Origin of the sequence: Streptomyces sp. ICC4 (assembly GCF_003287915.1) — a bacterium.
GTDB lineage: Bacteria > Actinomycetota > Actinomycetes > Streptomycetales > Streptomycetaceae > Streptomyces > Streptomyces tritrimontium.
In genome coordinates this window covers 5,937,455-5,956,450 of sequence record NZ_CP030286.1, presented here as the reverse complement: position 1 = coordinate 5,956,450, position 18,996 = coordinate 5,937,455, and the positions used below count along the sequence as shown (strand labels likewise).

Below are 18,996 nucleotides of genomic sequence, written 5' to 3'. Positions count from 1 at the left end.
TCCGAGCGCGTGTCCGAATATTTCGCCGGGGGTCCGGTCAGATGCCGCCGGCCGAGTTCGCGCCCGCGTCGAGGGTGATCGGGACGGTCGCGTCCGTGGTCCGCTTCGACTTCCGCAGCCGGCCCTCGAGCCAGGAGGCGAAGGAGGTGAGGCCGAAGTTCACCACGATGTAGATCGCCGCGATCACCACGAGGGCCGCGATGGTGTTGCTGTAGTTCGCCGAGATCTGCCGGTTCATCGACAGCAGTTCGCCCAGGCCCAGCACCGCTCCGCCGATCGCGGTGTCCTTGAGGATCACCACGAGCTGGCTGACCAGCGCCGGCAGCATCGCCGTGACCGCCTGCGGGAGCAGGACGTAGGTCATGACCTGGCCCTTGCGCATGCCGATCGCCTTGGCGGCGTCCGTCTGGCCGCTCGGGAGCGACTGGACGCCGGCCCGGACGATCTCGCCGATGACCGCGGAGTTGTAGAGGACCAGCCCGGTGACCACCGCGTACAGCGGCCGGATCTCCGAGGCGACGCCCGTGTACTGCACGAAGAAGGCGGAGCCGAAGAGCATCAGCATCAGCACCGGGATGGCCCGGAAGAACTCGACCCAGGTGCCCACGGCGGTGCGTACCCACGCGTGGTCGGAGAGCCGGGCGATGCCGAGCAGGGCGCCCAGCGGCAGCGCTATGACCATGGCGATGAGGCCGGCCTTCAGCGTCTCGCCGAGGCCGGGCAGCAGGAACGTCGTCCAGACCTTGCCGTCGGTGACGAAGGGGCTCCACTTGTCGGCGTCGAGCTGGTTCTTGTCCGCGAGGGCGGACAGCACCCACCACAGGACGGCCGCGGCCGCCACGACGAAGATGCCGCTGTAGATCCAGTTGCGGGCCTTGGCCTTGGGGCCGGGGGTGTCGTACAGCACGGAGGTCATCGCTTCACCGCCACTCGCTTGGCCACCCAGCCGAGCAGCAGGCCGGTGGGCAGGGTCAGGAGGACGAATCCCAGGGCGAAGACCCCGAAGATCGCGAAGAGCGCGTCCGCCTCGTTCTCGATCATTTCCTTCATCAGCAGGGCCGCTTCGGCCACGCCGATGGCCGCCGCCACCGTGGTGTTCTTGGTGAGGGCGATCAGTACGTTGGCGAGCGGGGCGACGACCGCCCGGAACGCCTGGGGGAGCACGATCAGGGTGAGCACCTGGAAGAAGCTCAGGCCCAGTGCGCGGGCCGCCTCCGCCTGGCCGACCGGGACCGTGTTGATGCCCGATCGCAGCGCCTCGCACACGAACGTGCCGGTGTAGGCGATGAATCCGAGGACCGCGAGCCGGAAGCCGATGTCCTTGAAGGTGCCGCCGCCGAGCGTGACGCCGAGGGTCTGGTTGAGCCCCAGTGAACAGCCGATGATCAGCACGGTCAGCGGGGTGTTGCGCACGAGGTTGACGTACGCGGTGCCGAAGCCCCGCATCAGCGGAACGGGGCTGACCCGCATCCCGGCCAGGACGGTGCCCCAGACCAGGGACCCGGCGGCCGAGTAGAGGGTGAGCTGAACCGTCACCCAGAAGGCTCCGAGCAGGTCGTACTGCCCGGAATCAAGAAAATCGAACACGATGGCCTGCGCTCTCCCCAGGATGGCCAGATTGGCCGGCGGGGCACGGCGCCGCCCGTGACAGGCGGGCGGCGACGTCCCTCACCGATTGGATCGGCCGGCGGACCGGCCGCCGGGTCAGCTGCCTTCGGTGACCGCGGGGGCCGGCTCGTTCTTGTAGTTGGCCGGGCCGAAGTTCTTCTTCACGGCCGCCTCCCAGGCGCCGTCCGCCTCCATCTTCTTGATGGCGGCGTTGACCTTGGTCTGGAGCTCCTTGTCGCCCTTCTTCAGACCGATGCCGTAGTTCTCGTTGCTCAGGTTCAGCCCGACGAGCTTGAACTTGCCCTTGTTCTTGTCCTGCGAGGCGTAGCCGGCCAGGATCGAGTTGTCCGTGGTCAGGGCGTCGACGGCCTTGTTCTCCAGGCCCGTCAGGCACTCGGAGTAGCCGGCCTGCTCGAGGAGGTCGGCCTCGGGGGCCAGCTTCTTCTTGACGTTCTGCGCCGAGGTGGAGCCGGTGACCGAGCAGAGCTTCTTCTTGTTGAGGTCCTCGGCCTTGGTGATCGAGGTGTCGTCCGCGCGGACCAGCAGGTCCTGGTGGGCGAGGAAGTACGGGCCGGCGAAGTCGACCTTCTGCTTGCGCGTGTCGGTGATCGAGTAGCTCGCCACGACCAGCTTCACGTCACCGTTGGAGAGCAGGTTCTCGCGCTCGGCGCTGACGGCCTGCTTGAACTCGATCTGGTCCGGCTCGTAGCCGAGCTCCTTGGCCACGTACGTCGCCACGTCCACGTCGAAGCCCGTGAACTTGCCGTCGGGGGTCTTGAGGCCCACGCCCGGCTGGTCGAACTTGATGCCGATGACGATCTTTTCCTTCTTGGTGCCGCCCGACGCGCCGGCGTCGCTCGCGGGCTTGTCGCTGTCGCCGCCACAGGCGGTCGCGGTCAGGGCGAGAGCAACGGCGATGGCAGCGGCCGCGCCGACCTTGGAGAGCTTCATGGTGGACTTCCCTCGAAGTGAGACGTGAGACAGAAGTGAACTGAGACGTGCTGGACGACGATCCGTCACCGGATCACTACCAGACGCGAAGGTCAGTGGTGCAGGATCTTCGACAGGAAGTCCTTGGCGCGGTCGCTTCGCGGGTTGCTGAAGAACTGGTCGGGCGTCGCCTCTTCGACGATCTTCCCGTCGGCCATGAAGACCACCCGGTTGGCGGCGGAGCGGGCGAAGCCCATCTCGTGCGTGACGACCACCATGGTCATGCCATCCCGGGCGAGCTGCTGCATGACCTCCAGCACCTCGTTGATCATCTCCGGGTCGAGGGCCGAGGTGGGCTCGTCGAACAGCATCACCTTCGGGTCCATCGCCAGCGCGCGGGCGATGGCCACGCGCTGCTGCTGGCCGCCGGAGAGCTGGGCCGGGTACTTGTCGGCCTGCGAGCCGACACCCACGCGCTCCAGCAGGGACTTCGCCTGCTCCAGTGCGGCCGCCTGGCCCATCTTGCGGACCTTCAGCTGGCCCAGCATGACGTTCTGCAGCACCGTCTTGTGCGCGAACAGGTTGAAGGACTGGAAGACCATGCCCACGTCGGCGCGCAGCTTGGCCAGCTCGCGCCCCTCGGACGGCAGTTGCTTGCCGTCGACCGTGATCGTGCCCGAATCGATCGTCTCCAGGCGGTTGATGGTCCGGCACAGGGTGGACTTGCCCGACCCCGAAGGGCCGATCACCACGACGACCTCGCCGCGGGCGATGCTCAGGTCGATGTCCTGCAGCACGTGCAGCGCGCCGAAGTGCTTGTTGACGTTGTTCAGCACGACCAGGCCGTCCGCGGCACCGCCCGCGTCCCGCACGTCCTTGGTCACTGATACTCCGCTCATCGGCTTCTTGCTCCGTCCTCCTCGGTTGGGAGGACAGTAGTGAGGTGGCGCGCACAGCGTCAGCACATCTGAGGGAGAATTGAGGATAACGATCCGGCCTCGCACCGATACGCTCCGTACGCGAGGCCACCCGGCACCGGCCGCGGCCGTACCGGGTGCGTAACGGAAGCCCCGTCCGGCCGGAACCGCCTTGACGTGGGAGTCCGCATCGGCGTGGATGCTTGGATGCCGTCAGGCAAGTGACGCACGAGTGAAGAAGAGGAGAGGGGGACGACATGAGACTGCTGCTCGTCGAGGACGACGACCACGTCGCCGCCGCCCTGTCCGCGATCCTCGCCCGGCACGGCTTCCGGGTGACCCATGCGCGCAGCGGCGAGGAGGCCCTGCAGGCACTGCTGCCCGCCGGATCCCCGCCGCACGTCACTCCGTACGGGGTGATCCTGCTCGACCTCGGCCTGCCCGACCAGGACGGGTACGAGGTGTGCGGCAAGATCCGCAAGCGCACCGCCACGCCCGTCATCATGGTCACCGCGCGGGCCGATGTGCGCTCCCGCATCCACGGCCTCAACATGGGCGCCGACGACTACGTGACCAAGCCCTACGACACGGGCGAGCTCCTCGCCCGCATCCACGCCGTCGCCCGCCGTACGGGAGCCTCCGAGGAGGCCGCCGCGGGCGCCGGGTCGGGCGAGCCCGGGGTCGTCCGCCTCGGCTCCGTCTCCATCGAGCTCTCCACCCGCCGCGTCGGCGTGGACGGCGCCGACGTCGCGCTCACCCGCAAGGAGTTCGACCTGCTGGCCCTGCTCGCGCAGCGCCCCGGGGTCGTCTTCCGCCGCGAGCAGATCATCAGCGAGGTCTGGCGCACCAGCTGGGAGGGGACCGGCCGGACCCTCGAGGTGCACGTGGCCTCGCTGCGCTCCAAGCTGCGCATGCCGGCCCTCATCGAGACCGTCCGCGGCGTCGGCTACCGGCTCGTCGTGCCGCCGGTCCCGCCGGCCTCGCCGGCCCAGCCCGCGCCGCCCGCGCCCTAGCGGGGAGCCGCCGTGCGCGCCCGCCTGCTCCCGCTGCTCGTCGTCCTGATGGCGGGCGTCCTGCTCGCCCTGGGCTTCCCGCTCGCGGTGGCCCTGGCCGCCGGGCAGCAGCAGCGCGTGGTCGTCGACCGGATCGACGACAGCGCCCGCTTCGCCGCCCTGGCCCAGTTCGTCATCGACGCCGAGGGCTCCAACTCCAGCGGAGTGGACGAGCGCCGCGTCACCCTCCAGCTCGAACTGGCCCGCTACCAGGAGCTCTACGGCATCCGCGTCGGGATCTTCCGCCGGGACTACAGCGCCATCGTCCGGGCCCCCGGCTGGTGGCAGCTGCCCGAGGAGGGAGAGGGCCGCCGCGCCTTCGAGGAGGCCCTCGCCGGACGGCGCAGCCACGACCCCGGACAGGTGTGGCCCTGGCAGACCGGCGGCAGACTCCTCGTCATCTCCCCGGTCGTCCTGGACGGAGACGTGGTCGCCGTCGTCGCCACCGAGTCGCCCACCGACCAGATGCGCGGCCGGATCCTGCGCGGCTGGCTGATCATCATCGGCGGACTCGGCGCCGCCATGCTCGTCGCCTTCGGCGCCGCGCTGCGGCTGACCAGCTGGGTGCTCAAGCCCGTGCAGACCCTGGACACCGCCGCCCACGGCATCGCCACCGGGCGGATGAACTCCCGGGTGGCGGCGGCCGGCGGACCCCCGGAACTCAGGCGCCTGGCCCGCTCGTTCAACGAGATGGCCGACAACGTCGAAGAGGTGCTGGAACAGCAGCGCGCGTTCGTCGCGGACGCCTCCCACCAACTGCGCAACCCGCTCGCCGCGCTGCTCCTGCGGATCGAGCTGCTCGCCCTCGAACTCCCCGAGGGCAACGAGGAGATCGCCTCGGTGCGGACCGAGGGCAAGCGGCTGACCCAGGTCCTGGACGACCTGCTGGACCTGGCGCTCGCCGAGCACGCCACCGCCGAGATCAGCCTCGTCGACATCGCGGGTCTGGCCGCCGAACGGGTCACCGCCTGGAGGCCGTTCGCCGAGGAGAAGGGCGTGCGGCTCACCGGGACGGGGCGCACCGCCGCCACCGGCTGGGCCGATCCGATCGCGCTCTCCAGCGCGCTGGACGCCGTCATCGACAACGCACTGAAGTTCACCCCGGCGGGCGAGGACGTCGAGGTCGGCCTCTCCGTGGTCGGCGACCAGGTGCGCATCGTGGTCGCCGACCGGGGGCCCGGCCTCACCGAGGAGGAGCTGCTCCGCGTCGGCGACCGGTTCTGGCGCAGCGGCCGCCACCAGAACGTCAGGGGCTCGGGCCTGGGCCTGTCCATCTCCCGCACCCTGCTCGCCGCGGGCGGCGGGTCCCTCTCCTACGCGACGAACCCGCCGCACGGGCTGCGCGTGACGGTGGCGGTCCCGCGCACCGATCCCACCGTCCTGCCCGAGTGAACCGCGGGGCCGCCGCGCGTCAGCGGGACCCGGTCCAGACGAGGGTGGTGCGGGCGGGGGCGGAGACGGCGTACAGCTCGTCCACGGAACGGACTTCGAACACCGCCGCCTCCTCCCGGCCGGCGCGCTCGACGGCCGGGAGGTAGAGGGCGGTGCCGCACGTGCCGCCGAGGAAGCGGCGGGCTCCGTCCGGCAGGATCCGGGACACCTCGTAGTGGCGGACGCGGCCGGCCGGGCCGGCCGGCCGCCGCCAGGACAGCCGCAGGGCCGCCGTGCCGGACTGCTGGGCCGAGGCGGTCACGGCGGGCGTCCCCGGAGTACCCGGGCGGGGCCGCGCGGCCGCGTCGCGTACCGTCAGGGCGCCGAGCCGCCAGCGCACCGGCTCCTTCCCGAGCCGGGTGATCCGTACGGCCAGTCCGTGCGCGGTCCCGCCCGCCAGATCCGCCAGCCGGACCCGTGCCGTGCGCCAGCCCCGACCGGCGCCCGGGCTCCGCACCGGCAGCCAGGTGTACGGGACCTCCAGCCCAGGGGCGGCCGGCTCGCGCGTGGCCACCCCGAGCTCGACGGCCACGGGACCCGACTCGGTGGCGTGGACCAGCTCGACGACCGTCCCGCGGGTCAGCGGCAGCCGGGTGCGGTGCAGCCCCACGGCGGCCGGAGCGGTGACCTCGCCGCGGACGAGGAGGCTGGAGCCGCCGCGCCAGGCCCCGGCGAAGTCGAGGGTGACCTCGGGGCGGGGCCCGGCGGTGTCCACGACCCAGCGGCGCCCCGGGAGCCGGTCCTGGAGGCCGAGGTGGTTCCACGCGCTGTCGGAGACGGCCTCGCCGTCCTCGTACCAGCGCTCGCCGTGCCCGGTGTTGAAGGAGCACGCGAAGGGCAGGGCGGTGACGGTGGACCGGTCGGCGACGACGGTGGCGGGCGCCCGCCAGCCGGCCCCGGGGGCGGGCCGGGCCGGGTCCAGGGACTCGCCCGTCCAGAACCGGTCGTCGGCGCGGTGGAAGGCGCCGGGGGAGCGGTCGGTGAGGTGGTCGCGCGTCCACTCGGGCCGGTAGAAGCCGTAGGAGACGACGTGGTCGCCCTCGCGCGGGACGATCGCGTCCCAGTCCACGTCCGTGTTCCAGCCGCTGGACCCGGTGTCCACGGCCGCCCACAGCTCGTGGCGGTCGCGCCCGAGCCGGTCCGCGAGCGCGCCCGACGCGGCCAGCTTCGCCGCGGTCCAGCGGAAGTCCACGAACACGGTGTCCGCGACCCGGCCCCGACGGTCCTCGAAGAACTCCTGGTTGAGCTCGTTCAGCGCACCCTGCCAGCCGACCCCGCCGGTGGAGTTCATCGCGTCGTACCAGGTGATGCGCAGCCCGTGCGGTGCGCCGGCGGAACGCAGCGCGCGCAGGAACCTCTGGACGAGCGAGGCCAGTTCGCTGTCCCCGCCCTCGGTCTCGGCGTTGACGAACCAGCCGTCGAACCCGTACGTCCGGGCCACGCGCACCAGCTGCTCGGCGACGGGGAAGCGGCCGAGGGGGTCCCGCTGGACCAGGTCCCGGGTCCAGCGCAGGTCGCCGCCGTAGGCCACGGGCGGCAGGAACACGTTGCCCAGCACCCGGACGCCGTTGCGGTGGGCCGCGTCGACGACGGGCGCGTTCGGGGCGAGCACGATGCCCTCGCCGGAGGAGCCGCCCCAGAAGACCAGCTCGTCGATGTACGCCCAGTGGGTGAGGGCGTAGTAGTCCGCGGTGGGGGAGCCCTGGGAGGGGTTGGCGGCGGTGCTCCCGAAGGAGACGAGCGAGGCGATGCGGGCCTGGCCGGCGCGGGCGGCGGAGTTCGGCGGCACCGGCGTGAAGCGGGGCGCGAGCGGCACGGTCGAGGTGTTGTGGGCCAGGTCGGGATCGGACCCGGGGCTCCACCGCAGGAGGGACCGGAAAGGTCCACCGGGTCGCGGCGCCCGGCACGGCACCTCGCCGCGTTGTCGGACCACCGAAGTACGTCCAGTACAAGCGGCGGCCCTCCGCCCGGGGGCCCCTCCCGGCGGTAGCTGGGGGAGAGGCACCGCACCGGACACCGAAACCTTCCCGGCCACAGCACTAGACACCCGCGCCAGAAGAAATTTGGAGTCATCTTGTCGGAATGGCTCGTCCTGTCCCTCGCGATGGCCGCCGCGTGCGCCGTGGTGCTGTCCATCGCCTTCTTCAACCAGCGCAGGATCGGCGAGGACGACGATCCCAGCGAGACCCCGGACGTCATCGAGTACATGACGATGATGATCGGAGTGATCTACGCGATCGTGCTGGGCCTGGCGATCGCCGGCGTCTGGGAAGGCCGCAGCGCCGCCCAGGAGTACGTGCGCCAGGAGTCCCAGGCCCTGCACGAGATCAGCGTCCGCTCCGAGGTCTACCCGGCCGAGGTGCGCAAGAAGATCCGGTCCGACGTGGACGCGTACGTGACCTTCGTCGTGGACACCGAGTGGAAGGCGATGGCCGAGACCGGCGATCTCACCGACCGCAGCGCCGAACTGCTGGAACGCATCCGCCGCGACGTGACGGACTACGAACCGCAGACCGACCACGAGGGCCAGGCCTACCAGCCGCTCGTCGACCAGGTCGCCGTGGTCGACGACGCCCGCAACGCCCGCGGCCAGAGCGCCGGGGCCACCATGCCCGGGGTGGTCTGGTTCGGCCTGATCGCGGGGGCCCTGGTGACCGTGGGGCTGATCTTCACCCTGCAGATCAGGCGCTCCTTCCGGGAGCTGCTCCTGGCGGGCCTGTTCAGCGCGCTGATCGCCTTCCTGCTGTTCCTCATCTGGGACTTCGACGCGCCCTTCGGCCGGGGCATCGCCGCCACCGCCGAGCCGTTCTTCTCGCAGTTCCCACATCTGGGTCAGCGCGACTGACGCCGCGTCGTCCCCGCGGAGTCCGGCAAACCGGGGGCGGGCCTCCCGTCCCCGGTTCGGCCTACCGCCATGCCCCATTCGCCCGTTCCTGATCGCGGGCCACCGTGCCCGCGCCTAGCGTGGCGGACATCGAGGCGCACGACCCCCCACGTGCGGAAACCGTTCCGCGGCTGCTCCTCGGGGATCCGGAGAATCAACCATGGGCGCGATACGCACCTCCCCCACGGCTCTGCTGGGCGCCGCCGCCGCGAGCGCCGTCCTCGCGACCGGCGTGCTCGCCGCACCCGCCGCGAGCGCCGCCGAAGCGGCGCCCATCACCTCCTTCGGCTTCACCATCACCCCTTCCACGGTCGCCCCCGGCGGCCAGACGGTGCTGTCCGTGACCGGCTGCAACGCCGCCTTCGCCACCGCCTCCTCCGGGGTCTTCGACACCGTGAGCATCGAGCGGGGCAAGACCGCGCGGGTCACCGTGGACCGGGACGCCCGGCGCGGAGCCCAGTACTCCGTCTCCTTCACCTGCAACGGCGAGAACGGGTCGGCCGATCTGACGATCACGGGCGGCGCGGGCCGGCCCACCACCAGCTCCACCGTCGGAACCCGTACGGGCGCCAGCCCGGGCCCCGGCAGGAGCGCGGGCACGGGCACCGGCACGGGCGCCTCGAGCCGGGCCACCGGCCCCGTCCGCGGCGGCCTCGGCGGCAGCGTGGCCGGGCTGAACCCCCTGGAACTGGGCGCCGGCGCGGGGCTCGTCCTCGGCGGGCTGGTCGGCCTGGGGTTCGCCCTGCGCCGCCGCGACATCCGCCGCATCCACTGAGACCGCCGGTCGCCCCGAGTCCTGGCCAGGACTCGGGGCGACCGGCGGTTGTTCGGGCTGACCCTGGAGGTCGGCCGGTCAGGCCCGGCCGCGGATCGGGCGGCGACGGCGCATCACGTGGGCGCCGGCACCCAGGGCGGCGGCGCCGACGAGGCCCGCGCCGATGGCGGTCTCGGTGGCGGACGGGCCGAAGGAGCCGCCGAGGCCGCCCTGCGCGCCGTTGCCCTCGAGGACCGTGAAGCGGTGCGTGGCGACCAGGCTGTTGTCGTGGCACTTGACGGACAGCGTGTGGTGGCCGGGCGAGGCGTGGTTGAAGATCCGGACGGTCGCGAACCCGATGGAGCCGGCCGACAGGTTCGTCTGCGGAAAGTTGCCGTGGGAGAAGACGATGCCGCCGTGGCCGCAGCCCGCGGCGCTGACCTGCATCGAGGCCCCCTGGTGCACGGAGTACGGGTTGACCGTGACGTTGCTGGGCCCACCGCCACCCGGTGGGTTTGCGACGGCGATCGGTGCGGCGAGGCCGATGGCGGCGAACGCCGCCGCGGTGACGGCGAGGGCGCGAGAAGCACGCATGGTGGAACCTCCAGCGGGAAGCGCCCCGGAGCGGTGGCCCGGGCAGATCGACGAGAACGCCTCCCATCACGAACCCTCCGCGCGGTCCGCAACCAGCGCATTTCCGCCTTTGGGCCGCAAGGTTGAGCGACACGCCGAGGCGCGGACGCGTTTGCTGACGGATCCGCAGGTCACGACCCGTCAGGCATTTATGTGACGATTACCTGGATGGGCGCACCCCTTCCGGCCCCACCACCCGTTCGCCCTTCCCCGATCGCCGTCCCGCGCGCACCGCCTTAGCGTGCGTGAAGTAGGGCGTACAGGGGTGGGAACAAGAACGCGGGTCGGGACCCCCGCGTCGGGAAGGGAGAGCCATGACCGAGGACGAGAGTGAGCGGCCATCGAGGAGGCGCTCCCCCTGGGGCGCCATCGCGCTGGTCATGCTCAGCGGCCTCGCCATGATGCGCAACGGAGCCGATGTCGACGCGGGGCCTCCGCAGCCGGCCGCCGCGGCGGCCGTCGGAGCGGCCGCGACGGTCGGATCGCCGGCCGACCAGACACCCGCCGAGCCGCCCGCGCCGCCGCCGGACCTGGAGGTGCTGGAACACTCGTCGGTCCAGCGCGTCCGGATCCCGTCGATCAGCGTGGACGCGCCGGTGATGACCGTCGGGCTGGACGCGACGGGCTGGATCGACGCGCCGCCCGCGCAGGAGAGGAACCTGGCGGGCTGGTACCTCAACGGCATCTCGCCGGGCCAGCAGGGTTCGGCGGTGATCGTGGGCCACGTGGACAACGCGCAGGGCCCCGCGGTCTTCTACGGCCTGGGCGCGGTGCAGAAGGGCAGCCGCATCGAGGTGGCGCGCTACGACGGGCGCACGGCGGTGTTCGAGGTGTACGGAGTGGAGGTGTTCGCCAAGAACGCGTTCCCCGGAGCCCGGGTGTACGGGGACACCGGCCAGCCGGAACTCCGGGTGATCACGTGCGGCGGCGGCTATTCGAAGGCGGGGGGCTACGACGGCAACGTCGTCGTCTTCGCGCGGATGGTGGAGGCCCGCTGACCGATCGTTTCCTCAGCGCGGCGGCAGCGCCGGCAGCGTCATCCGGTAGCCGCGCCCGAGCAGTTGCGGCAGGTAGCTCGCCAGCGCCTGCACGCTCTGCGAGCGGTTGCCGCCCGCGTCGTGGTTCAGGACGATCACGCCGGGCGCGGCCCCTTTCAGCGCCCGCGACACGATCGCGGAGGTGCCCGGCTCCTTCCAGTCCAGGGTGTCCACGGTCCAGGCGAGCGGTTCCATGCCGAGTTCCGCGCCGATCTCGAAGGCGGCCCGGTTCCATGCCCCGTAGGGCGCCCGGAACCACAGCGGTGCCTCGCCGACCGCCTCGTGCACGACCTCGCTCGTGCGGCCGATCTCGGAGGCGAGGGCGGGCCGGCTGAGCTTGGGGATGAGCGGGTGGGTCCAGGTGTGGTTGCCGATGACGTGGCCCTCGGTGACCATCCGGCGCAGCAGGTCGCGGTTGTCGGTGGCCATCTCCCCGCAGACGAAGAACATGGCCCGTACGTCGTGGCGGGCCAGTGTGTCGAGGATGCCCGGGGTGTAGCGGGGGTCGGGGCCGTCGTCGAAGGTGAGCGTCATGGCGCTCGCCGGCGCGTCGGGAGGCAGTGCGAGCATCGGCCGGGTCCGTACGGCGGGCTTCGCCGCGGGCACCCGCTCCGGGGCGCCGTCGGAGGTCATCGGCTGGAGCCGGTACGCGGCCCCGCGCGGACTCTGCGGCCGCGCGCCGGGGGCTCCGGCGAGGGGTCCCGGCCCGGCGGCTCCGCCGGGTCCCGGGCCGAAGGGCGGTTCGGCTCCGCCCCCGACCCCGGGGGCGGCGGCCGGCAGGCCGGGTTCGCCACCGGTCAGCAGTCCCGCGGCGGCGGCGACTCCGAGGAAGACGGCGGAGCGCAGGAGCACGCGTCGCCCTACTGTCGGCTCGTCATTTTTCATTACTACTACGTATCAACGACATCGCCGCAGATGTCGAGAGGCGCGGACGCGCCCCCTCGCGCTCACCCGGTCAGCGCACAGTCCGGCAGGTCACCCCCGCCGCACCAGCGGGAACGGCAGCGTCTCGCGGATCGTCAGACCCGTGAGGAACATGACGAGGCGGTCCACCCCGATGCCCAGTCCGCCGGTCGGCGGCATCGCGTATTCGAGCGCGTCCAGGAAGTCGTTGTCGATCTCCATCGCCTCCGGGTCGCCGCCCGCCGCGAGCAGCGACTGCGCGGTGAGCCGGCGCCGCTGCTCGACGGGGTCGGTCAGCTCCGAGTAGGCGGTGCCCAGTTCGGTGCCGAAGGCCACGAGGTCCCAGCGCTCCGCGAGCCGGGGGTCCTTGCGGTGCTGCCGGGTGAGGGGGGAGACGTCGGTGGGGAAGTCCTTGTAGAAGGTGGGCAGCTTGGTCTTCTCCTCGACCAGCCGCTCGTACATCTCCAGGACCACGTCGCCCCGGGTGTTGTCGGGCGTGTGCGGCACGGCCGCGCGGTCGCACAGCCGCCGGAGCACGTGCTCCTGGGTGTCGGCGTCGACCTCCTCGCCGAGTGCCTCGCTGATCGCCCCGTACATCGTCTTGACGGGCCAGGGGCCGGAGATGTCGTGGACGACGAGCTTTCCGTCCGGGCCGGCCTTGTGCGCGACGGGCGAGCCGAAGGCGGCGGTGGCGGCGCCCTGGATGAGCTCGCGCGTCAGGTCGAGCATCACGTCGTAGTCGGCGAAGGCCTGGTAGGCCTCCAGCATCGTGAACTCGGGGTTGTGCTTGTAGGAGACGCCCTCGTTGCGGAAGGTCCGGCCCATCTCGAAGACCTTCTCCATGCCGCCGACGCACAGGCGCTTGAGGTACAGCTCGGGGGCGATGCGCAGGTAGAGGTCGAGGTCGTAGGCGTTGATGTGGGTGCGGAAGGGCCGGGCGTTGGCGCCGCCGTGGATCTGCTGGAGCATCGGGGTCTCGACCTCCAGGTAGCCCCGGTCCAGCAGCCCCTGCCGCAGGGCCTGGACCGCGCTGGAGCGGGCGCGTACGACGTCGCGCGCCTCGGGGCTCGCGACAAGGTCGAGGTAGCGGCGCCGGACCCGGGCCTCCGGGTCGGCGAGTCCCTTGCGCTTGTCGGGCAGCGGGCGCAGGCACTTGCCGGTGAGCTGCCAGGAGTCGACGACGACGGACGGTTCGCCGCTCTTGCTCGCGCCGACCTGGCCGCTCGCGACGACGTGGTCGCCGAAGTCGACCTGGGTGGTGAAGGTGTCGAGCACGCCGGTGCCGGCCTCGTCGCGGGTGAGCATCAGCTGGATGTCGCCGGACCAGTCCCGCAGGACGGCGAAGACCACGCCGCCGAGGTCGCGCACGACCATCACGCGTCCGGCGACGGTGACCGGCGAGCCGGTGCGGGCGCCGGGCGGGTGGCCGGGGTGCGCGGCCTTCAGCTCGGCGACGGTGTGCGTGCGCCGGCGGATGCCGACGGGGTACGGGTCGGTGCCGGACGCGCGGATCCGCTCCAGCTTCTCGTGGCGGACCCGGACCTGTTCGGGCAGCCGTTCGGCGGGCGCCGTCTCGCCCTCCTCCCCCACGAGGTCCAGCCCGAGGGAGTCGATGGGCGGCAGGCCCGCCGTGGTGGCGGGGGCGGTGAGCCCGCGCGGGTGCCCGTTGCCCCACAGGGTGCGCATGCTGGGTACGGAGACGAAGCCCTCGGCGATGCCGGAGGCGAGGCTGACCCGGGCGAGGGAGCCGGCGTCCTGGTAGCAGAGGAACCGCGGGTACCACTCGGGGCCGTACTTGACGTTCGAGCGGTACAGCGCCTCCAGCTGCCACCAGCGGGAGAAGAAGAGCAGCAGTTTGCGCCAGAGCTTGAGGACGGGGCCGGCGCCGATCCGGCCGCCCTCCTCGAAGGCGGAGCGGAAGACGGCGAAGTTGAGGGAGACGCGGCGCACGCCCAGACCCGGGGCCGCGGCGCAGAGTTCGGCGACCATGAACTCCATGACCCCGTTGGGGGCGGAGCGGTCGCGGCGCATCAGGTCGAGGGAGATGCCGTCCTTGCCCCAGGGGACGAAGGAGAGCAGGGCGATGAGCTCGCCCTTGTCGTCGAAGGCCTCGACGAGGAGGCAGTCGCCGTCGGCGGCGTCGCCCAGGCGGTCCAGGGCCATGGAGAAGCCGCGTTCGGTCTCGGTGTCGCGCCAGGTGTCGGCCCGGTCCACGATCATCTGCATCTCGTCCTCGGAGAGGGCGGAGTGGCGGCGGATGACGGTGGTGGCCCCGGTGCGCTTGACCCGGTTGACGGCCTGGCGGGTGACGCGCATGTCGCGTCCGTCGAGGTCGAAGTGGGCGACCTGCAGGATCGCCTCGTCGCCGAGCTGGAGGGCGCTGAGCCCGGAGCGGGCGTACGCGGTCGCCCCGTCCTCGGAGGCGCCCATGACGGCGGGCTGCCAGCCGTAGCGGCGGGCCACGGCGAGCCAGGCGTCGATGGCGGGGGTCCAGGCGGCCGGGTCTCCGACGGGGTCGCCGCTGCCGAGGCAGACGCCGGCTTCGACGCGGTAGGTGACGGCGGCCTTGCCGTTGGGGGCGAAGACGACGGCCTTGTCGCGGCGGGTGGCGAAGTAGCCGAGGGAGTCGGCCCGCCCGTACGCGCCGAGCAGGGCGCGGATGCGGGGCTCCTCGTCCCCGTGCAGGGCGGCGGTCAGCCGCTGCGAGCGGAAGAGGGTGGAGGCGGCGTTCAGCAGGGCGAGGGCGCCGAGGAGGCCGAGGAGGAAGTACAGCGGGCGGGGCGGGCGCCCGTCGAACTGGCGGGCCGAGAAGAGTCCGCCGAAGACCTGCTTCGCGGCCCAGTCCAGCCACTGCCCCTTGGGAAGGGTGCCGGGGAACAGTGCGACCAGGCCCCAGCCGAGGAAGACGGCGGCGAGCAGGCCGAGGCCCAGCACGAGCATGGCCCGCCAGAGGGCTCCGGGGCGGGAGGCGGCGTTGAACTCCTTGCGGGCCGCGATCAGGAGCGCGAGGGCGGCGACCGCGACGGCCATGGAGGCGAATCCGAACCAGTATTCCTCGGCGGCGACGGTGAGCACGTCGACCAGCAGCAGCAGGGCCAAATAGGTGACGACGATCCACCAGGCGACCTTCTTGCGCATGCCGAGTGCCGCGGCGAGCAGGAAGAGGAAGACGGCGTAGGCGAGGTTGGCGCTGACCGGCACCACGATCGCGTCGAGGAAGCTCACGATGGGCCGCAGGAGCCGCCGCAGTGCCGGGGACAACGACAGGAGCGCGCAGAGCAGCCCCAGTGTTCCGAAGAACGCGCCGAAGGCGTCGGGCACCCGGTTCAGCATGCGGTTCCGGGTTCCGCGCGGCTCCTCCACGGTGGCAGTCATGGTTCGCACTGTAGGGAGGACCGCGCCCCTTCGCGCGTCGAGCGGGTTACCGTCGGAAGGGTGACCGAGCACGTGAACACGGGATTCGAGCGCGGTACGGACGGCCCGAAGGTGATCCTCGCCGGGGTCGACGGGTCGGAGTCCTCGCTCCGCGCGGCGGCGTACGCGGCGGGGCTGGCGCGCAGGCAGAACGCGCTGCTGGCGCTGGTGTACGTCCAGCCGGTGATGGCGGCGGGGGCCTCGCTGGGCGCGCCGGTGGGCGGGGCCACGCAGGAGATCGCCGAAGGGCTGGTGGCCGAGATCCGGGAGTGGGCGGAGCGGCTGAAGGGCGTCTACGACGTGCGCTGGCAGTTCCACACCTTCCGCGGCGATCCGTACGCCGGCCTGGTGAGCGCGGCGCAGGAGCTGACGGCGGACGCGGTGGTGGTCGGGGCCTCGGAGCAGGCCGGGCACCGGATCGTCGGCTCGGTGGCGGTCCGTCTGGTGAAGGCGGGGCGCTGGCCGGTGACTGTGGTTCCCTGAGTCGTTCGCTGTTGCAACCTGATCTCTGTAGACGGTGGACCGGGGCGTGGCTTATCTTCGTGCGATTCGGGCTGCCCGTCGGGCGGCCCGTTTTCATATGTCACGTCGCACATGTTCCCGTGGGGGGTACTTCGTCATGTCCTTGAGCACGCCCAGCCAGTCACCGCAATCGGCCCATGTCCTGCAATCCCCGCAGGGGTTGGCCACGGCCGCGACCGCGCTGTTGTCCGTGGGGGCCGCCGTGGATCTCTTCTCGTCCGGGGTGAGCCTCTACACCTGGAACCTGATGAAGGACTTCGTCGGCGCTTCCACGCCCTCCGACCCCGTCGACCCCCTTTCCGACGACCTCGCCTCCGCCGACTCCCTCTCCACCGGCGCCGACCTCGTGCAGGCTCCGCTCTACCTGGCCACCGGCTTGGTCTTCATCCTCTGGTTCCACCGCGTCCGCTGCAACGGCCAGGTCTTCCGGCCCGACGGTTTCAGCCAGTCCGCCGGGTGGGCCATCGGCGGCTGGTTCGTCCCGCTCGCGAACTTCTTCTTCCCGTACCGGACGGCGCAGGAGACCTGGGACGCAAGCACCCAGAACAGGTCCGACGGCTCCTTCCGCCGGGTCTCGGGCGCCCCCGTGGTCGCCTGGTGGGTGATGTTCATCGCCAGCTGCCTGCTGACCTGGGGCGCCTCGAGGAAGTACCGGGCGGCCGAGACGACCGAAGCGGTCCGCGCCGCCGACCTCTTCGCCGCCGTCGCGGACCTGACCAGCGTCGCGGCCGCCTTGCTGGCCGTCGTCTTCGTGCGGAAGCTCACCGCCATGCAGCACACGAAGGCGACCCAGGGGCCGAACGCCGCGGTCTGAGGTCTCCCGCGGCCCCGGCCCTACTGCGCCGCCGTCAGCCCGTCCTTGGCCGCGCCGCGACTGAGGACGGCCTCGGTGATCTCGTCGCGGGCCTCCTCGTAGTCCTCGCGGCCGGGGTGCGCGGCGAGGGCGGCGGGGAGGTTGACGACCCGGCCGGCTCCGAGATCCATCATCTGCGGGACGAACTCGGCCTTGGCGACCTGCCAGCGCTGCCCGGGGGCGGCCGGCGGGGCGAAGGTGAACCGGCCGATGGAGCCGTAGTTGCCGCGCATGTCCCGGGCGCCGGTGTGGTTGAACATCTCGCCGGCCACCTGGTCGCCCATGCCGTAGATGATCCAGGTCCCGTTGACCTTCTCGTACGGCTGCGGGACGTGGGCGTGGGTGCCGAGCACGAGGTCCACGTCGGGGCGGCCGCCGGTCTGCGAGGCGGTCAGCGCCTTGCCGAGGGCGAGCTGCTTCCCGTCCGGCTCGGTCTCCCATTCGGTGCCCCAGTGGAGGCTGACGAGGACCACGTCGGCGCCCGCCTTCCGGGCGGCCCGCGCGTCCGCGACGATCTTCTCCTCTTCCATCAGGTTCACGGCCCAGGGCTGCCCGTCGGGCATCGGGTAACCGTTGGTGTCGTACGTGTACGCGAGGTGCGCCACCTTCGCCGATCCGGCGGTGTACATCGTCACGGCGCCGGCCTCGGCCGCCGTGCGGGCCGAACCCGCGTGCTTCAGGCCCGCCTCGTCGAAGGCGTCGAGGGTGCGCTTCAGTCCGGCGGCGCCCCCGTCGAGGGTGTGGTTCGAGGCGGTGGAGCAGCCGTCGTACCCGGCGTCCTTCAGCCCGGCGGCGATCTCGGGCGGCGACTGGAAGGCGGGGTAGCCGGTGAACGGGCCGCCGTCCGGTCCGTAGACGGTCTCCATGTGGCAGATGGCCAGGTCCGCGGCCGAGACGACCGGCTTGACGCCGGAGAACATCGGCCGGAAATCGTATCCGTCGCCGTCCGCGTCGGAGGCGGCCCGGCGGATGACGGACTCGTGCGGCAGCACGTCGCCGCTCGCGACCAGGGTGAATCCCTTCGCGGCGGGGGCCGTGGTGGATCCGGGAGCTCCGGAGGGTGCCTGCGCCGCCGGGGAGCCCGCGAGGCGGGCCGGCGCCCGGTCCCCGCCGGCGGAACAGCCGGCGACGGCCGCGAGCGCGACGGCCGACAGGAGTGCGAGGGCTTGGCGGGTGCGTGCGGTCATCGGTCCCGGCTCTCCTCAGATAAGTACTACTAACTGATCACCTGTCAATTCATAGAAAGAGACGCACCAAGTCAAGAGACGGCTCCGCGGCCGGCCTTCCGCTCACCCCAATGGCCGTTCGGCGCGCCGTTCGACCGTTCACCGCCCCGCGCGGCCGCCCACCGGACGACCCGGGCGCTTGGGCGCACCGGCTCCACCGGACGGTTCCCGGTCGGCTCCGTGCAGGTCAGGGTGGATCCGTCGAGCTCGAACGGAGTCTCGAACAGACCCCGAACGGACCCCCGGAAGGAGCCTCTCGTGCCCCTGGCCCCCACTCTCCGGCGCACGGACCCCGAAGCGCTGGCCGAACTGCAGCGCGAGCACGGGAGGGCTCTGTTCGGTTTCCTGCTGAGCCTCACGGCCGGGGACGCGCAGCGCGCGGAGGACCTCGTGCAGGAGACCCTCCTGCGGCTCTGGCAACACCCGGAGGTCCTGGCCAGCGGGCACGAGTCCCTGCGCCCCTGGCTGTTCACGGTGGCCCGGCGGCTCGCCATCGACGCCCGGCGGGCCCGCCTGTCGAGGCCGCTGGAGGTGGACCCCGAGGGGATGGAGCACGCTCCGGCGCCGGGGGACGCGGTGGCGGGCTCGGTGACGGCCATAGACGTGCGGCGGGCCGTGGGCTCACTGGGGGCGGAGCACCGGGAGGTGCTCATGCAGGTCTACTTCCAGGACCGCTCGGTGGCCGAGGCGGCGGCGGAGCTCGGCATCCCCGCCGGAACGGTCAAGTCCCGTACGTACTACGCCCTGCGCGCCTTGCGCAAAGACCTCCAGGGATACGGGTACGGCCTCGGGGCCTAGGCCGCCGGCGCGGCGGCTCCGCCGTCGGCCTGGG

General features: G+C 72.0%; 17 protein-coding genes. 8 read left to right on the top strand and 9 right to left on the bottom strand.

Annotated features, from left to right (window positions below):
• Window positions 1-37 precede the first annotated feature (37 nt).
• The 4 genes from DRB89_RS27755 to DRB89_RS27740 all read right to left on the bottom strand — a co-directional run bounded on the left by DRB89_RS27755 (window position 38) and on the right by DRB89_RS27740 (window position 3,437).
• Window positions 38-916 carry an amino acid ABC transporter permease gene (locus DRB89_RS27755; RefSeq protein WP_112451921.1) on the bottom strand — a complete coding sequence of 293 codons (879 nt, stop codon included), beginning with the start codon at window positions 914-916 and terminating at the stop codon, window positions 38-40.
• Window positions 913-1,587 (bottom strand): ABC transporter permease subunit, encoded by a 675-nt coding sequence (locus DRB89_RS27750; RefSeq protein ID WP_112451920.1) that lies wholly within the window; start codon window positions 1,585-1,587, stop codon window positions 913-915. The genes DRB89_RS27755 and DRB89_RS27750 overlap by 4 nt, the downstream gene beginning before the upstream one ends.
• Window positions 1,588-1,704: 117 nt before the next feature.
• Entirely contained in the window at window positions 1,705-2,559 is an 855-nt protein-coding gene (locus DRB89_RS27745) for a glutamate ABC transporter substrate-binding protein (protein WP_112451919.1), read from the bottom strand.
• A gap of 92 nt (window positions 2,560-2,651) precedes the next feature.
• On the bottom strand, window positions 2,652-3,437 hold the full coding sequence (locus DRB89_RS27740; protein WP_112451918.1) for an amino acid ABC transporter ATP-binding protein: 786 nt from the start codon (window positions 3,435-3,437) through the stop codon (window positions 2,652-2,654).
• Window positions 3,438-3,712: 275 nt separating this feature from the next.
• On the opposite strand from DRB89_RS27740, the gene DRB89_RS27735 reads away from it, so the two are divergent.
• Together DRB89_RS27735 and DRB89_RS27730 are read left to right on the top strand one after the other, a co-directional pair.
• Entirely contained in the window at window positions 3,713-4,468 is a 756-nt protein-coding gene (locus DRB89_RS27735) for a response regulator transcription factor (protein ID WP_112451917.1), read from the top strand.
• Between the two features lie 12 nt (window positions 4,469-4,480).
• A complete protein-coding gene (locus DRB89_RS27730; RefSeq protein WP_112451916.1) occupies window positions 4,481-5,899 on the top strand; it encodes a HAMP domain-containing sensor histidine kinase in 1,419 nt (472 codons plus the stop codon).
• Between the two features lie 19 nt (window positions 5,900-5,918).
• Here DRB89_RS27730 and DRB89_RS27725 read toward each other — a convergent pair whose 3' ends face one another.
• Window positions 5,919-7,994, bottom strand: a complete 2,076-nt coding sequence (locus tag DRB89_RS27725; protein WP_112463893.1) for an endo-beta-N-acetylglucosaminidase — start codon at window positions 7,992-7,994, stop codon at window positions 5,919-5,921.
• A gap of 18 nt (window positions 7,995-8,012) precedes the next feature.
• Here DRB89_RS27725 and DRB89_RS27720 point away from each other — a divergent pair, with 18 nt between their 5' ends.
• Both DRB89_RS27720 and DRB89_RS27715 read left to right on the top strand, forming a co-directional pair.
• The gene (locus DRB89_RS27720; protein ID WP_112451389.1) at window positions 8,013-8,783 is read left to right on the top strand and encodes a DUF4239 domain-containing protein; all 771 of its coding nucleotides are present in this window, start codon (window positions 8,013-8,015) and stop codon (window positions 8,781-8,783) included.
• A 199-nt stretch (window positions 8,784-8,982) separates the two neighbouring features.
• Window positions 8,983-9,597: a hypothetical protein gene (locus tag DRB89_RS27715; RefSeq protein WP_112451388.1), complete on the top strand. Its 615-nt coding sequence runs from the start codon at window positions 8,983-8,985 to the stop codon at window positions 9,595-9,597.
• A 78-nt stretch (window positions 9,598-9,675) separates the two neighbouring features.
• Here DRB89_RS27715 and DRB89_RS27710 read toward each other — a convergent pair whose 3' ends face one another.
• Complete coding sequence (locus tag DRB89_RS27710) at window positions 9,676-10,170, bottom strand: hypothetical protein (protein WP_112451387.1); 495 nt, start codon at window positions 10,168-10,170, stop codon at window positions 9,676-9,678.
• Between the two features lie 353 nt (window positions 10,171-10,523).
• Between DRB89_RS27710 and DRB89_RS27705 the strand changes: the two genes are divergently transcribed.
• Window positions 10,524-11,207 (top strand): class F sortase, encoded by a 684-nt coding sequence (locus DRB89_RS27705; RefSeq protein ID WP_112451386.1) that lies wholly within the window; start codon window positions 10,524-10,526, stop codon window positions 11,205-11,207.
• A gap of 12 nt (window positions 11,208-11,219) precedes the next feature.
• Here DRB89_RS27705 and DRB89_RS27700 read toward each other — a convergent pair whose 3' ends face one another.
• Together DRB89_RS27700 and lysX are read right to left on the bottom strand one after the other, a co-directional pair.
• Window positions 11,220-12,131, bottom strand: a complete 912-nt coding sequence (locus DRB89_RS27700; RefSeq protein ID WP_112451385.1) for a polysaccharide deacetylase family protein — start codon at window positions 12,129-12,131, stop codon at window positions 11,220-11,222.
• A gap of 90 nt (window positions 12,132-12,221) precedes the next feature.
• Window positions 12,222-15,524: a bifunctional lysylphosphatidylglycerol synthetase/lysine--tRNA ligase LysX gene (gene lysX, locus DRB89_RS27695; RefSeq protein WP_112451384.1), complete on the bottom strand. Its 3,303-nt coding sequence runs from the start codon at window positions 15,522-15,524 to the stop codon at window positions 12,222-12,224.
• A gap of 60 nt (window positions 15,525-15,584) precedes the next feature.
• Here lysX and DRB89_RS27690 point away from each other — a divergent pair, with 60 nt between their 5' ends.
• Entirely contained in the window at window positions 15,585-16,046 is a 462-nt protein-coding gene (locus tag DRB89_RS27690) for a universal stress protein (protein WP_112451383.1), read from the top strand.
• A 241-nt stretch (window positions 16,047-16,287) separates the two neighbouring features.
• Window positions 16,288-16,899, top strand: a complete 612-nt coding sequence (locus DRB89_RS27685) for a DUF4328 domain-containing protein (RefSeq protein ID WP_162688746.1) — start codon at window positions 16,288-16,290, stop codon at window positions 16,897-16,899.
• 20 nt (window positions 16,900-16,919) lie between these two features.
• On the opposite strand, the gene DRB89_RS27680 is transcribed toward DRB89_RS27685, so the two are convergent.
• Window positions 16,920-18,125 (bottom strand): CapA family protein, encoded by a 1,206-nt coding sequence (locus DRB89_RS27680; RefSeq protein WP_112451381.1) that lies wholly within the window; start codon window positions 18,123-18,125, stop codon window positions 16,920-16,922.
• Window positions 18,126-18,422: 297 nt separating this feature from the next.
• On the opposite strand from DRB89_RS27680, the gene DRB89_RS27675 reads away from it, so the two are divergent.
• Entirely contained in the window at window positions 18,423-18,962 is a 540-nt protein-coding gene (locus DRB89_RS27675) for a sigma-70 family RNA polymerase sigma factor (RefSeq protein WP_112451380.1), read from the top strand.
• Window positions 18,963-18,996 lie beyond the last annotated feature (34 nt).